The following is a 13,780-nucleotide window of genomic DNA, read 5'->3' on the forward strand; positions in this document are numbered from 1 at the left end:
GACGTTAATGGTTTACCCAATCCTTCCGGTACGCGCTCCAGTCGTCCGCCGTCGCCGCGAAGTCCACGTACAGCGCCACGCCGAAGCGGGCGCGGTCGGCGTCGGTACGGGACAGGCCCAGGCGGACGCCCCGGACGGCGGCGGGGACGGTCTCCGCGTGGTTCCAGTGGCCGAAACGGTTCTCGTGGTAGAAGGGCAGGCCCATCAGGAGGTCGGTGGAGGGCGGGGTGACCTCCAGGGCCAGGGAGGTCTGCTGGGCGACGTATCCGCCGTACAGGCTCTGCAGCGGCTGCATGGTGTCGTACGACATCACGGCGATCTGGTCGACGCGGCGGGCGACCTGGCCGAAGTACGCCTGTGACCACCACTTGGGGTGGCCGGCGAGAGCGCCCCAGACGGAGTGGAAGGCGGGCAGCGGGTCGATCTGGTGAGCGGCGACGGAGAGCAGGGCGTCGTGATCACGGGTGACGCGGTGCAGGTCGTCGAGGAGGTCGAGGTAGTCGTGGTCGCCGGAGTGCAGCGGCTCCAGGTCGAAGTGGGCGCCCTCGAAACCGGCGGCGAGGATCTCGCGGGTGGAGCGGACGACGGCGGCCCGGGTCGCCGCGCGCTCCAGGCGCATGCCGTCCGGGGACTCGGTGGCCAGTACGTCGCCGAGCCAGGCCTGGACCCGGACGCCGGGCAGTTCCCGGTGGACGGCGGCTATCAGCCAACGCGCCCGCGGGTAGTCCGATGAGGGGAGGGTGCCGTCGTGTTCCAGGGGGCCGGAATGGACGTACAGGTCGCGGATGCCGGTGCCTCGCAGGCGGCGGGCGAGGTTTTTGACGTCCTGGTCGTCCTTCCTGCCGTCGATCCAGGCGTGGCCGAGCCAGATGGCGTCCTTGCCCCGGGTGTACGTGCCGTCGGCCGTGTCGCCGGTGTAGTTGACGCGGAGGGCGACCTCGGCGGTGAGGAGGGGGAAGAGGAACAGCAGGGCCAGGGCGAGGGCCGTGCGGCGTATCCAGCGGCGTTTCCTCCGTCCGGTGCCGGGGGCGGGCGGGCCCTGCGGGACGTCCTCCGGACCCTGTGGGACGTCCTCGCCGTCGACGGCCACCGGTTGGGTTCGTTCCTGCGTCGGTTCCGCGTCCATCCCCGTGCTCCCCGTCCTCATCGTCCCCGTCCCCCGACCGGTCGCACCGGTCGCACCGGTCGCACCGGTCGCACCGGTCGCACCGGTCGCGGTGCCCCTTACTTGCCCATACGCTCCGAAATGTGACGTCAACCTTGATCCGGGGCCGGCCGCGGAACGCCACGTCGCACATAGCCGTGCGGGTGGCGCACGCCGTGCTGGGCGGGGTCGCGGGGTTCGTGTGGCTGCTGTTGCCGGGGATGACGATCAGCGCCCAAGATCCGGTTCCCGTCGCCCACGCCGGGCCGGTCGTGGCCGCCGGCGCCGCGGACCGGGACGAGACGTCCGCCACCGATCTGCTGCTGCCGCTCGTGGTGGTGGGCGCGGCGGGGGTACTGGCCGCGTACGGGTACGTACGGCGCAGTCGGCGGGCCCGGACCCGGACGACGCCCGGGGTGGTGTCCGTCCGGCCGCCCGTGCCGACGGGGGGTGACTTCGAGCGGCAGGCGCGGACCGCGCTGGTCGTCGCGGACGACAGCGTGCGCACCAGCCGTGAGGAACTCTCCTTCGCCGAGGCGCGGTTCGGCGCGACGGCGGTGGAGCCGTTCGTACGGGCGCTGCGGGCCGCGGAGACGGAGCTGGCGGCCGCCTTCGCGATACGGCGGCGGTACGAGCAGGGGGTGCCGGAGGACGAGGTGGCCCGGCGGCAGGCGCTGGTGGGTGTCGTGGGGCGGTGTGCGGAGGCCGGGCGACGGCTGGACGCCGAGACGCCCGCATTCGACCGGCTGCGGGCACTGGCGGAGGGGGTGGGCGAGGCGCTGGAGGTCGCCGAGGGGCGGTTCCGGGAGCTGACGGCGCGGACGGGCGGCGCGGCGGTGACGCTCGGCGGACTGGGCGGGCGGTTCGCCGCGTCGACCGTGGAGCCGGTGACGGGGTATCTGGAACAGGCCAAGGACCGGCTGGTGTTCGCCACCGGTCACCTCAACGCGTGCCGCCAGACGGCCGATGCTGGTGACCTGGAGCGGGCGGCCCGCCATCTGCGCGCCGCCGAGGGGGCCATCGCCCAGGCCGATGTCCTGGTCACCGGTGTGGAGCGGCTCGCGGCCGGGGTGCGGGAGGCGGCGGGACTGGTGCCGGCGGCGCTGACCGGCGCGGAGTCGGCGATCGCGGCCGCCCGCGGGGGCGGGCCGGCCGACGTTCCCGCCGGGGAGCTGCGGGCGCGGATCGCCCGGGCCGACGGCGCGCTGGCCGCCGTACGCAGGGAGCTGACCGGCGGGGGGCCGTACGACCCGTTGGACGCCCTGCGGCACATAGCGCGGGCCGTCGAGCCGCTGGGGGGCGGCCGGACCGGAGTGGTGTCGGCGGCGGCGCTGCTCGTCGCCCGCGGCGCGGTCGATGCCGCGGACGACTTCGTCGGCACGCACCGGGGGGCCGTGGGGGCCGAGGCCCGTACCCGGCTGGCGGAGGCCGCCCGGCTGCTGGCCGGCCGCGGCCCCGGGCTCGCCCTGGCCGACCAGCTCGCCCGCGAGGCCCGTGACCTCGCCGAGCGCGACGTCCGCGCGCACGGGACCCCTTACGCCGGGGAGACCACCACCGGGCTCAGCGGCGCCGTCCTGGGCGGCATCCTCCTCGCCGAGGACCCCGACGCGGGGCCCCCGGCGGGTTTCGGCGGCCCGGAAACCCGAGGACGTTTCAGGGCCTAGAGCTGCCTCAGTGGCCCCCTGGGGGCTCCGCCCCCAGACCCCCGGGCCTATGCCCACCCACCACCCATGCGAGTCGGCTGGAAGGCGCGGCCACCGAATCCGACCCGTCCGGCGTTTGAGGACGAGGCCGTTCAGGCCGGCGGGGTACAGGGGCGCAGCCCCGGCGGGGTACAGGGGCGCGGCCCCGGCGGGGTACAGGGGCGCAGCCCCGGCGGGGTACAGGGGCGCAGCCCCGGCGGGGTACAGGGGCGCAGCCCCGGCGGGGTACAGGGGCGCAGCCCCGGCGGGGTGCAGGGGCGCAGCCCCGGCGGGGGACCAAGAGGCGCCGCCCCCGGCGGGGGCGAAGGAGCGCAGCCCCGCGGGGGACCAAGAGGCGCGGCCCCCGGCGGGGGCGAAGGGGCGCAGCCCCGGCGGGATACAGGGGCGCAGCCCCGGCGGGGTGCAGGGGGCACGGCTCCCCGGGCGGGGGCGAAGCAGCGCAGCCCCGCGGGGGACCAAGAGGCGCCGCCCCCGGCGGGGGCGAAGGAGCGCAGCCCCGGCGGGGTGCAGGGGCGCAGCCCCGGCGGGGTGCAGGGGCGGAGCCCCGTGGGGGGCTGGGGGCAGCAGCCCCCAGTGGGGTTGAAGGGGCGGAGCCCCTGGGGGCGGGAAGGGTAGGGGCGGCGGGGGCGAGGGAACCCGGGCCTCAGCCTGCGGCCGGCACACGGCTCCGGCCGCTCAGAACAGGCTCAGCAGGGCTTCCGCCGGGTCCGTCAGACCGGCCCCCCCGTCGGGCAGGGGCAGTTCGAACCAGACCGTCTTGCCCCGGGGGGTCCGGCGGGAGCCCCACGCGGCACTGAGCAGCCCGACCAGCTGCAGCCCCCGCCCCCCCTCGTCGGTGTCACGGGCACGGCGCCGGCGCGGCTGCACCAGCCCGGAGTCCCAGACCTCGCAGACCAAGGTGCGGTCCAGGAGCAACCGCAGCCGTATCTCGCCCTCCCCGTACCGCAGCGCGTTCGTCACCAGCTCGCTGACGAGGAGTTCGGCGGTGTCGACCAGCGGCTCGAGGTCCCAGCTGAGCAGCTGGCCGCGCGCGTACTCACGGGCACGGCCGACGCTGCGCGGCTCGCGCGGCAGGGTCCAGTCGCCGACCGACTCGGCGGGCAGGCCCTGGACACGGGCCATCAGCAGCGCGATGTCGTCCTCGCCGTGGTGGGTGTCGAGGGTGTTGAGGACGTGGTCGCAGACGTCCTCCAGCGGCTGGGAGGGATCGGTCAGCGCGCCCACGAAGGCTTGCAGGCCCTCGTCCAGGGGATGGTCACGGGATTCGACCAGCCCGTCCGTGTAGAGCGCCAGGAGCGCACCCTCGGGGAGTTCGACCTCCACCTCCTCGAAGGGCTCGCCGCCCACGCCCAGCGGCATGCCGGGCGGCACGTCCAGCATCAGCGCGTCCTCGCCGGGTTCCACCAGGACCGGCGGCAGGTGACCCGCGTTGGCGAAGGTGCACCGCCTGGTCACCGAGTCGTAGACGGCGTACACGCAGGTCGCGAGATAGACCTCGGACAGGTCGGCGTCCCTGGGCTGGCGGGCCGTACGGGTGGCCTGCTGGACGCCGCCGGGAGTGCCGAGGCCGCGGGCGATCTCGTCCAACGCCGCGAGGACCTCCGCCGGTTCGAGGTCCAGCAGGGCCAGTGTGCGGACCGCCGTGCGCAGTTCGCCCATCGCGACCGCCGCGCGCAGTCCCCGGCCCATCACGTCGCCGACCACCAGCGCGGTCCGCGCACCGGGCAGTTCTATGACGTCGAACCAGTCGCCGCCGACCTCGGTCGCCGCGTTGCCCGGCAGATAGCGGCAGGCGATGTCCAGGCCGGAGGCCTCCGGGTCGCCGGGCGGGAGCAGGGACCGTTGCAGTATCAACGCCCGTTCGTGCTCGCGGCGGTAGAGGCGGGCGTTGTCGATACAGACGGCCGCGCGCGCCGCCAGCTCCCAGGCCAGGTCCCGGTCGCGGTCGCCGAACGGCTCGCTGCCCTTCGTACGGGCGAACTGCACGAGTCCGACGACCGTGTCGTGGGCGACCATCGGAACGGCCAGCGTGGACTGGACGAGGCCGCCGTCCTCGGCGGGCACGGACTGTGGCCGGGCGGTGCGCAGTGCGTCCGCGCAGGGCGAGTTGAAGGGGTAGTGGTGGACCGCGCCGACCGCGACCGGCTTGCCGCCGCCGACGAAGGGCGCGTCGGAGACCGCGCTGGCGAAGGCCACGCGGCGCAGTTCCGCGCTGCCGTCGGCGAGCCCGGGCGGGGTCTCGTCGCCGACGAGGAGGCCCTGGTAGAGGTCGACGGTGGCGAGGTCGCAGAAGCCGGGGACGACGACGTCGAGGAGTTCGCGGGCGGTGGTCTCGAGGTCGAGGGAGTTCCCTATGCGGGCGCCCGCCTCGTTGAGCAGGGCGAGATTGCGCCGAGCCGCGGCGGCCTCGCGGGCGGCGTCCCGGCGGGCGGTGATGTCGGTGCCGAGCCAGGCGACACCGATCGGCCGGCCGCTGCCGCTGTGCACGCGGTAGAGGTTGATGGACCAGTGCCGCCGCTCCTCGGAGCCCGGTACGAAGCCCGTGACGTGCATGTCCGTGATGGAGTTGCCGGTCTCCAGGACCCGGCGCAGGGTGGCCGCGACCCGTTCGGCCTCGCCCCGCAGCAGGTAGTCGTGGACGCCGCGGCCACGGTGGTCGTCGGGAGTGCCACCGAACGTGTTGGCGAACTGCTCGTTGGCCCGACGGACCCTCAGTTCGGTGTCGATCAGAAGGAAACCGAACGGAGATTGACCGAAAATCGCCTGCGAGGCGGCGAGATCGGTCTCGATGCTGCGCAGGGTGCGGACGTCGACGACGATGCAGACGGCGGCCTTGTCACCCTCCGCAGTGCGAGTGGGCATCACATAGACCTCGGCGAGGCCCTCCCGGCCGCACTCCCCGTCGGCCGTGCCCGGCATCCGGAAGGGGACCACCCCGGTCCACTCCCGCCCGTCGAGTATCTCGGCCATCTTCCGCTGACCGCGCTCGCGCAGATCGGGGTCGATGAAGGCGTCGACGGGGTCCATGCCGATGGCGCGTTCGGCCGGAATGCCGAAGAGCTGCTCGGCACGCAGACTCCACTGGTCGACCAGCCCCTTGGGGCTGATGGAGAAGGACGCCACCTTGATGTAGTCGTAGATGGAGCCGGGTGGACTGCTCTGCCACATGGCGTCGCCGGACGGCCGCTCGTCCGCGGCCTTGGTCCTCGCGCCGTCCGACGGGTCCTCGGACTCCGTGGCCTTCGCTGGTATCTCGCTCACGCGAACCGTCCCCTCCAGCTCACCGCACCGGCACCGGTCACCGGCTGCGGCTGCCCGCAGTATCCAGCACTACGGCGCCGCACAACACGGTGTTCACGATCACAGCACGTTCCCGGTGGTTTTCGGTCCGGGCCGTGACAACACTTCCAGTCTTCTAACCAGGCAACACGTCGTCGAATCACGTGGGACGGCAACCGTCCGGGACCGAACCGGCGTCTGTACGGCTCCATCCGGCGTGTACAGGCATCCGCGGCCCGGGCTCGGGCGCGTACGCGCGGGCGCACCTCGGGCTCAGGCGCGCACGCCCGGGCTCATCCCGGCACCGCCAGTTCGAACCAGACCGTCTTGCCGGTGTCTCCGGGCCGGGTGCCCCAGCGGCGCGAGGAGCCGGCGACCAGTTGGAGACCGCGGCCGCTCTCCTCGTCGGGGCGTGGGGCGCGCTCGTGCGGCGGGTCCGGGAGCGGGTCGGAGACCTCCACCAGCAGGGTGTCGCCGAGCTCGGCGGGGCGGACCAGGCGTACGCCGACGGGGCCCGTGGCGTGCCGGAGGGCGTTCGTCACCAGCTCGCTGACCAGCAGCGCCGCGAGGTCCGCGAGGCTGTCGAGGCGCCAGCCGCGCAGTTGGTCGCGGACCGCCGCACGGGCGGCGCGCACGGCGCCCGGTTCCTCGGGAAAGGTCCACTCGGCGCAGTCGCCATCGGTGTCGATCACGCCGATCACTTCCCAGGCCAGCAAGCCCACCCATGTCCTGTTTCGTGGGGTTAATGGGCACATACCCGATATCCAGTGCCGAGTACCGCCCTGGAGAGGGCGGTGTGACCTCTGACGGCTCCTGCTCGGGGGCACTGCAGGGGGCACAGCAAGGGGTCACAGCAGATGTGCGACCACTTCCCGCACCGCCGGGACGTCCTGATCGAGCCAGTCCACGTCCCAGAGCCGGTCCGGCGTGAGCCAGCGCAGTGCGTCGTGGTCCTGGAGGGGCTCGGGGCCCGGAGAACCGGTGCGCGGGCGGGCGGTCCACACCTGCAGGACGTACGGGGCCTTGAGCGGCCACTCCCCCGGTACGCGCTCGACGACCTCGGCCTCGACGCCGAGTTCCTCGCGCAGTTCGCGCACCAGGGCGTCCTCGGGCGACTCCCCGGGCTCCACCTTGCCGCCGGGCAGTTCCCAGCGGCCGGCCAGCTCGGGGGGCGCGCTGCGGCGCGCGGCGAGCAGGCGGCCGTCGTCGAGCAGGGCGGCTCCGACCACCACGATCCGTTCCGTCATGCGCCGGAGCCTACGTGAGCCTCCGGGAGGTCAGCCGCGGGAGCCGTTTCCGTTGGGGCCGATGCGCTCGACCCAGTAGATCTGCTTGTGTCCGCGGTCGTCCAGGCTGTCGGCGATCTTCTGTGCCTCGGCGCGTGTCGCGTACCGGCCCACGCGGTAGCGATTGCCGTTGTCGTCCTGTCGTATGACGAGCCAGGGCAGCGAGACCGTGCCGTTGACGTCGTTCATCGCACCCCACCTCTTCTTCCGGCCCTCACCCGGCCGTCTCCCGTCCCCGGCTCCCGCCGTGCCCCGCCCGCTGAGGAAACCGCAGTACGCATATGCGCGAGCGTACGCCTAACCTTCACGCAGCGAATACGACTTTTCACCAACAGGTACGCAACCGGCCAGAACGCAGGGGGCGCACGATGACGAATGCGCCGTCCGTGCGCTTCGATGCGTCGATTTGACGGGGTGCCCGACACATTGGGTACCACCTGCGAAAACGGCGAAATCCCAATGGCTCGCGGACGTGCGGGCGTCGAGCGGGCGGGCCGTGCAACTGCCCCGGGGGTGTGCGCTACTTCACTGGCAGGTGGTACGCGACTTTGTAGCGGTCGGCGGGGATCACGACGTCGGCGGTCTCCACCGGGCGGCCGGAGGCGTAGTAGGTGCGCTGGACGACCAGGACCACATGGCCCGGCACGCCGCCCAGGGTGAGCAACTCCTCGGCGAGGCCGGGGCGGGCGCCGACCTCCTCGGTGACGTTGTCCACGATGACGTCGATGGCGCGCATCCGCTCGACGACGCCCATGCCGCCGAGGGGGCCCTCCTCGGGCAGCATGACGGGGGTGCGGCCGGTGACCGCGAGCGGCTCCCAGGAGGTGGAGAGCATCATCGGTTCACCGGCGTCCCGGAAGACGTACTTGGTGCACATCACCCGGTCGCCGGGGCGCACGCCGAGCCGGTCGGCGATGGCGACGCTCGCCTCGGCCTGTTCGCTGCGGGACTCCCAGGTGCCGCGCGCGGCGGCATCGGCCTGTTCCTGCCGGAAGGGCGTGGCCCCGGCGGGCGGGCGGAAGCCGGAGCGGGCGATACGCCGGGGCGCGGGCCGCTCGCGCACATACGTCCCCGAGCCGGAGCGGCCCTCGACCAGCCCCTCGGCCATCAGCACCTTGCGCGCCTCGAGAGCGACCGTGTCGGAGACGCCGTACTCCTGGCGGATTCTGGCCTGGGAGGGCAGGCGGGCGTGGGGCGGCAGCAGACCGTCGACGATCTTCTTGCGGAGATCACCCGCGACACGCAGGTACGCCGGCTGCTCACCGAAAGTCACGGGCCGCTCCCATCAGGTTGTACAGACAGCAACAGCGTGGCAACGGTGGGTTGTGCCGCGCAAGCAAAGGCCAGAGAATCACTCGATGTGATGACATCCGCCTGGTGAGTGCTTTACGCAGGCACTTTCTCCCCGCTATAGCGCGCGTCACACCTCCAGACCCGTGTCGTCCGAGGGCGGTGGAGTGGTGGCCAGCCCCAGAGCCTTGCGCGCGGTGACCGTGCGGTCCGGGTCGATGAGCTTGAAGCCCTTGTCGTAGTGCGTGTAGAAGACGTCGGCATCGGCGGCCTTCGCGGCCTTCGCCCACTCCGTCCGCGCCTCGTCGACATCACCGGCCAGCGCGGTGACCGGCTTCTCGGCGCCCGTGGGCCAGTCGTGCCCGCGCAGCATCCCGGACTGCTTCTCCAGGGCCGCCGCCACGCGGCGCGCCCACGCCTTGTGGCCGGGCAGGTCGTCCTCGACGTACTCCGCGTCGGGCGCGGTGTCCAGGGCGGCGTTGAGGACGTGCGCGGCCTTCAGGTAGGCGACCTGGTCGGCGTCGAGGACGGTCTCGTCGTTGCGCAGCGAGCCGGTCAGGCCGGCCTTCTCGTCGGTGTTGCCGAACACGCAGGTGACCTCGCGGTCGCCCAGCGCCCAGCTGTCCGGGGTGGGCGTCAGGTAGTAGACGTCGACGTCGTCCGGAACGGCCCAACCGTCCATCGCATAGCTGTCCCGCAGTCCGTAACAGCGGTCGTCCGCCCGGCCCCTGACGGAGGAGTCACCGGGGTACGGCCCGCCGCCCGCGAGCTCGAAGGAGGCGAACACCTCGCCGTCGTGCTTACCGGCACAGGGCACCTTGTCGACGTCATACGTCTCGCCCTGCAGGGAACCGCCGGGCGCGTCGAAGCACTCGCCCTTCACCAGTGAGATGCCCGCCCCGTCCCGCGCGCCGTCCTCGAAACCCTTCCAGAACTCGGCGGCCCCGCCCGTCACCAGCGCCAGCGCCCACAGCGCGAGCCCGATCCCGGACAGCACGCAGCCGGCGATCGCCATGCCCTTCCCGCGTTCCCCCCGCTTCCTGATCTGCGCCAGCCCCACCAGCCCCAGCACCAGCCCCACACCCGGCAGGAAGCAGAGGATGCCGAGCACGAGCGCGGCGATGGAGAGCCCGTTCACCGCCGCCGGACGGTTGTAGGGGCTGTACCCCTGCGCCCACGGCTGGTACGGCGGCTGCCCGTAGGGGGTCTGCGGTCCGTAGGGCCCCTGGGGCTGCGGTCCGTAAGGACCCTGCGGGTACGGCGAGTACGGCGACGGCGGCTGGTAGGGCCCCTCGGGCTGGTGGGGGCCGGGAGGCGGAGGTATGGACACGGGTACCGTGCTCCTGGGGTCGGGGCGGCGGCAGCGCTGAACCGGCAGCTGGGAGACCACAGCTGGGGACCACAGCTGAGAACCGACGACTGGACTGACGTACGGCTGGGCGCATCGTAAGCGCGCGACTGATGGGGGCGGAATGCGGGTCGCGAGTGCGACGGTCCAGGGGGTGAACCGGCTCACCGCCCGGTGGGCGGGGGCCGCGGACGGCGGCACAGTGGTCTCGGCGGCGGGCGTCTGGCCGCTGCTGGCCTTCCTGGCCGACGGGGCCGCCGGCCCGGCACGGGCGGAACTGGCGGAGGCCCTCGGGCTGCCCGCCGAACAGGCGGCGGGGGCGGCACGGGAGTTGCTCGCCTCGATGGGCGCCATGCCCGGGCTGGACACGGCTGTGGGCCTGTGGACCAAGCGGACGGTGGAGCTCCGGGAGGAGTGGGCGGCGGGGCTGCCCGACGAGGCCCACGGGGTGCTGACCCACGACCTCGCCGCCACCCGGGAGGCGCTTGACGCCTGGGCGGCCAAGCGCACCGGAGAGCTCGTCGACCGCATGCCGGTCCCGCTGACTGAGGACACCGAGCTGGTGCTGGCGAGCGCGCTGGCGATGCGGACGCGGTGGCTCATGCCCTTCGACGAGGTGCCGCTGGAGACCGCCCACGAGCCGTGGGCCGAGCCCGAGCGGCTGGGACTGGTCCGCTCGACCGCCGTGCTGGACCGCATCGGCGTGGCGGAGACACCGCACGGCTCCGTCACCGAGCTGAAGGTCCTCGGTACGAACGCCCTGGACGTCCACCTCCTGCTCGGGGAGGAGCGAATGACCCCGGGTCAGGTGCTGCGCGCGGGCGTGGACCTGCTGGCACGCCGGTGGCCGGTGGTGCCCGGCCCGCAACTCCCGTACGGGGACGTGGGCCCGGGACTGAGCGTGGTGCGGGAACGCTGCTCGGCCCCGCAGCCCCCGTCGCTCGACGTGACGACGGCGGCGTTCGAGGTCCGGGCGGACCATGACCTGCTCGCGCTGCACCGAGTGTTCGGCCTGACGACGGCACGGGACACCCGGCAGGGCCACTTCCCGGGCGTCAGCGACAGCCCGCCCCTCGCCCTCGGGTCGGCCGGACAGTCCGCGATGGCGCGGTTCGGCGCGCTGGGCTTCGAAGCGGCGGCGGTGACGGGGTTCGCCGCCGTCGCGGGCGGCGGCCCACCGAAGCTGCGCCACGTGAAGACGACCATCGACGCGCGCTTCGACCGCCCCTTCGGCTTCCTCGCCCTGCACCGCCACTCGCGGCTGGTCCTCGCGGCGGGCTGGGTGACGGATCCGCTGCCGTTCCCCGAGACCCCCCTGCACAGCGGCGCATGGGAGAACGAGTGAGCGCGACGACCGCTGTGCATGCGGTCAACGCACTGACCGCCCGGTGGGCGGGGGCCGCCGACGGCGGCACGGTCTTTTCGGCGGCGGGCGTCTGGCCGCTGCTGGCCTTCCTGGCCGACGGGGCCGCCGGCCCGGCACGGGCGGAACTGGCGGAGGCCCTCGGGCTGCCCGCCGAACAGGCGGCGGGGGCGGCACGGGAGTTGCTCGCCTCGATGGGCGCCATGCCCGGGCTGGACTCCGCGCTGGGCCTGTGGACCGACCGGACCTTGGAGCTGCGGCAGGAGTGGCGGGAGGGGCTGCCGGCGGGCTCCCACGGGGTGCTGAGCGGCGACCTGCCGGCCGACCAGGAGGCCCTGGACGCCTGGACGGTCGAGCGGACCGGAGGGCTCGTGGAGCGTATGCCGGTCGCGCTGACCGAGGACGCCAGGATGGTCATCGCCGGCGCCCTGACACTGCGCACCGACTGGCCGCGCCCCTTCGACGAGCAGTTGCTGCGCCTCAAGGCCGGGCCTTGGCAGGGCCGCTACCTGACGGGCCTGCACCGCCGGGGCGTCCGGCCCGACCGGATCGGCGTGGCGAGCACCCCCGACGGTCACGTCACGGCCCTGAAGGTGCCCGGTGACAACGGCTTCGACGTCCATCTCGTGCTCGGCGAGGAGCGGATGACCCCGGGACAGGTGCTGCGCGCGGGCGTGGCCGTCGTGGAGCGGACGCTGACGGTGACCGGGGGCGGGCAGTTGCCGTACGGGCACGTGGGTCCGGGCCTGCACGTCGAGCGGCAGCCCACCGTCTCCCCGGAGCCGACGACGCTCGACGTGACGACGGTGGCGTTCGACGTGCGGACGGACCACGACCTGCTCGCCCAGCACCGTCTGTTCGGCCTCACGACGGCACAGGACACCCGGTACGGCCACTTCCCCGGCGTCAGCGCCGACCCGCTCGCCATCGGCGCGGCCGGACAGTCGGCGGTGGCGCAGTTCTGCGCCCAGGGCTTCCGCGCCGCCTCGGTGACGGCGCTGATGCCGGTCGCCGGTTCGGGGCCGCCCCAGTACCGCTACGAGTCCACCGTCGTCCGCGCCCTCCTCGACCGCCCCTTCGCCTTCCTCGCCGTGGATCGGGAGACGCGGCTGGTACTGGTGGCGGGCTGGGTGACGGAGCCGACGCTCTATCCGGTCGGGTATCTGAACGACATCCGGCGGAGAGCCTGAGCCATCGGCCGCACCCCCGTCAGTCGGTGCGGTCGGACCATCCCTCCGGGAGGTCTCCGGGGGCCGTGGCGATGACGGTCTCGTCGTCGGGGCCGACGAACTCGAAGAGGGTGATCTTCGCGAACTCGGGGACCACGCAGACCGGGTAGGTCGGGCCCTGGTCTCGGTACGCGCGCATCTCGTCGAGGTGGTCGTTCTGGTAGAGGACGGTGCGCTCGGGGTGCTCCTCGACCCAGTGCGGGAAGAAGATCACACCGTGCAGGCGTCGCTTGCCGGGCATGACGTTGACGGAGACCGACGTACCGGTGGGCTCGTTCCAGGAGACCTTGTAGTGGTCGTCGTCCAGCTGGACGAGATCGACCCGCTGGTCCTTGACCCATCGGCCGCCCACCATGCCGGAGTGGATCCGGTAGTCGATGGTGGTCGCGTTCTTCACGTACATCTCGTACTGCCAGCCGTTGGCATAGGTGTAGATGAAGCGGTGACCGACGATCCCGGAGAGCTCCTGCGGCGGGACGGGGTTCTGGACGGTGGTCTCGTGCGCTCCGTTGCTGGTCATTCGGGTACCTCCTTGCTGCACTGCATGCCGCGGCGGCGCGCGACCCATTCATTTTGCCACAAAACTATTTTGTAGCAAAATAGACTGCTGCGGCATGATGAGGTCATGGACACCGCGACTGATCTCGGCCGCCTGATCGGGCCACTGCGGCGGGCCGTACTGCTGCGTACCCGCCGCGCGGAGGACCTCCCGGACCTCCCCGAGGCACAGATCGAACTCCTGCGGGTCCTGTCCGACGCCGGCCCGCTCGCTCCGCGCGAGGCCGCCGCCCGGCTGCGGGTCGCCCCCTCGACGGTCAGCAACCTGGTCCGGGTCATGACGGCATCGGGGCTGGTCGAGCGCCGACCGTCGTCGACCGATCTCCGCACCGCGAGTCTCGCGGCCTCTCCCCGCGCCCTCGACCTGCTCAGCCGCTACGACCGGGTCAGCACCGACGCGCTGCGGCGCGCCTTGGCCGAGCTCGCTCCGGACAGCCGACAGGCCATCGCGGAGGCGCTGCCGGCCCTCACCGAACTGCTCGGCGCACTGGAGGACGGGCGCGGGTGATCGCCGCCGCGAGGCGCACGGATTGCCCGCGTATATTGGATGAACGGGTATTTTGACGTATCTGTCGGCCGA

General features: G+C 73.1%; 12 protein-coding genes. 4 read left to right on the top strand and 8 right to left on the bottom strand.

Features of this window, described 5'->3' with window-relative positions:
- Positions 1 to 4 precede the first annotated feature (4 nt).
- Positions 5 to 1,126, bottom strand: coding sequence for a hypothetical protein (locus ACFYZQ_RS35630; RefSeq protein WP_389157134.1), 1,122 nt, complete (start codon positions 1,124 to 1,126; stop codon positions 5 to 7).
- A gap of 239 nt (positions 1,127 to 1,365) precedes the next feature.
- Here ACFYZQ_RS35630 and ACFYZQ_RS35635 point away from each other — a divergent pair, with 239 nt between their 5' ends.
- On the top strand, positions 1,366 to 2,808 hold the full coding sequence (locus tag ACFYZQ_RS35635) for a hypothetical protein (protein WP_389157319.1): 1,443 nt from the start codon (positions 1,366 to 1,368) through the stop codon (positions 2,806 to 2,808).
- Positions 2,809 to 3,522: 714 nt separating this feature from the next.
- Here the strand turns inward: ACFYZQ_RS35635 and ACFYZQ_RS35640 are convergent.
- The 6 genes from ACFYZQ_RS35640 to ACFYZQ_RS35665 form a co-directional block, all read right to left on the bottom strand.
- Positions 3,523 to 6,108, bottom strand: a complete 2,586-nt coding sequence (locus ACFYZQ_RS35640) for a SpoIIE family protein phosphatase (RefSeq protein ID WP_389157137.1) — start codon at positions 6,106 to 6,108, stop codon at positions 3,523 to 3,525.
- A gap of 311 nt (positions 6,109 to 6,419) precedes the next feature.
- On the bottom strand, positions 6,420 to 6,881 hold the full coding sequence (locus ACFYZQ_RS35645; protein WP_389157140.1) for an ATP-binding protein: 462 nt from the start codon (positions 6,879 to 6,881) through the stop codon (positions 6,420 to 6,422).
- Between the two features lie 93 nt (positions 6,882 to 6,974).
- Entirely contained in the window at positions 6,975 to 7,373 is a 399-nt protein-coding gene (locus tag ACFYZQ_RS35650) for a (deoxy)nucleoside triphosphate pyrophosphohydrolase (RefSeq protein ID WP_389157143.1), read from the bottom strand.
- Between the two features lie 30 nt (positions 7,374 to 7,403).
- Positions 7,404 to 7,601 carry an SPOR domain-containing protein gene (locus ACFYZQ_RS35655; protein ID WP_388792186.1) on the bottom strand — a complete coding sequence of 66 codons (198 nt, stop codon included), beginning with the start codon at positions 7,599 to 7,601 and terminating at the stop codon, positions 7,404 to 7,406.
- A gap of 331 nt (positions 7,602 to 7,932) precedes the next feature.
- Complete coding sequence (locus ACFYZQ_RS35660) at positions 7,933 to 8,685, bottom strand: GntR family transcriptional regulator (RefSeq protein WP_388792184.1); 753 nt, start codon at positions 8,683 to 8,685, stop codon at positions 7,933 to 7,935.
- Positions 8,686 to 8,832: 147 nt separating this feature from the next.
- Positions 8,833 to 10,032, bottom strand: coding sequence for a DUF4190 domain-containing protein (locus tag ACFYZQ_RS35665; protein WP_389157146.1), 1,200 nt, complete (start codon positions 10,030 to 10,032; stop codon positions 8,833 to 8,835).
- Between the two features lie 142 nt (positions 10,033 to 10,174).
- Here ACFYZQ_RS35665 and ACFYZQ_RS35670 point away from each other — a divergent pair, with 142 nt between their 5' ends.
- Both ACFYZQ_RS35670 and ACFYZQ_RS35675 read left to right on the top strand, forming a co-directional pair.
- Positions 10,175 to 11,395 (top strand): serpin family protein, encoded by a 1,221-nt coding sequence (locus ACFYZQ_RS35670; protein WP_389157149.1) that lies wholly within the window; start codon positions 10,175 to 10,177, stop codon positions 11,393 to 11,395.
- Positions 11,392 to 12,603: a serpin family protein gene (locus ACFYZQ_RS35675; RefSeq protein ID WP_389157152.1), complete on the top strand. Its 1,212-nt coding sequence runs from the start codon at positions 11,392 to 11,394 to the stop codon at positions 12,601 to 12,603. The genes ACFYZQ_RS35670 and ACFYZQ_RS35675 overlap by 4 nt, the downstream gene beginning before the upstream one ends.
- A 19-nt stretch (positions 12,604 to 12,622) precedes the next feature.
- Here the strand turns inward: ACFYZQ_RS35675 and ACFYZQ_RS35680 are convergent, their stop codons facing one another.
- Complete coding sequence (locus ACFYZQ_RS35680) at positions 12,623 to 13,162, bottom strand: phenolic acid decarboxylase (RefSeq protein ID WP_389157155.1); 540 nt, start codon at positions 13,160 to 13,162, stop codon at positions 12,623 to 12,625.
- A gap of 105 nt (positions 13,163 to 13,267) precedes the next feature.
- Between ACFYZQ_RS35680 and ACFYZQ_RS35685 the strand changes: the two genes are divergently transcribed.
- Positions 13,268 to 13,708, top strand: coding sequence for a MarR family winged helix-turn-helix transcriptional regulator (locus ACFYZQ_RS35685; RefSeq protein ID WP_389157158.1), 441 nt, complete (start codon positions 13,268 to 13,270; stop codon positions 13,706 to 13,708).
- Positions 13,709 to 13,780 lie beyond the last annotated feature (72 nt).

This window comes from Streptomyces sp. NPDC001843, from assembly GCF_042891955.1.
Taxonomy (GTDB): Bacteria; Actinomycetota; Actinomycetes; order Streptomycetales; family Streptomycetaceae; genus Streptomyces.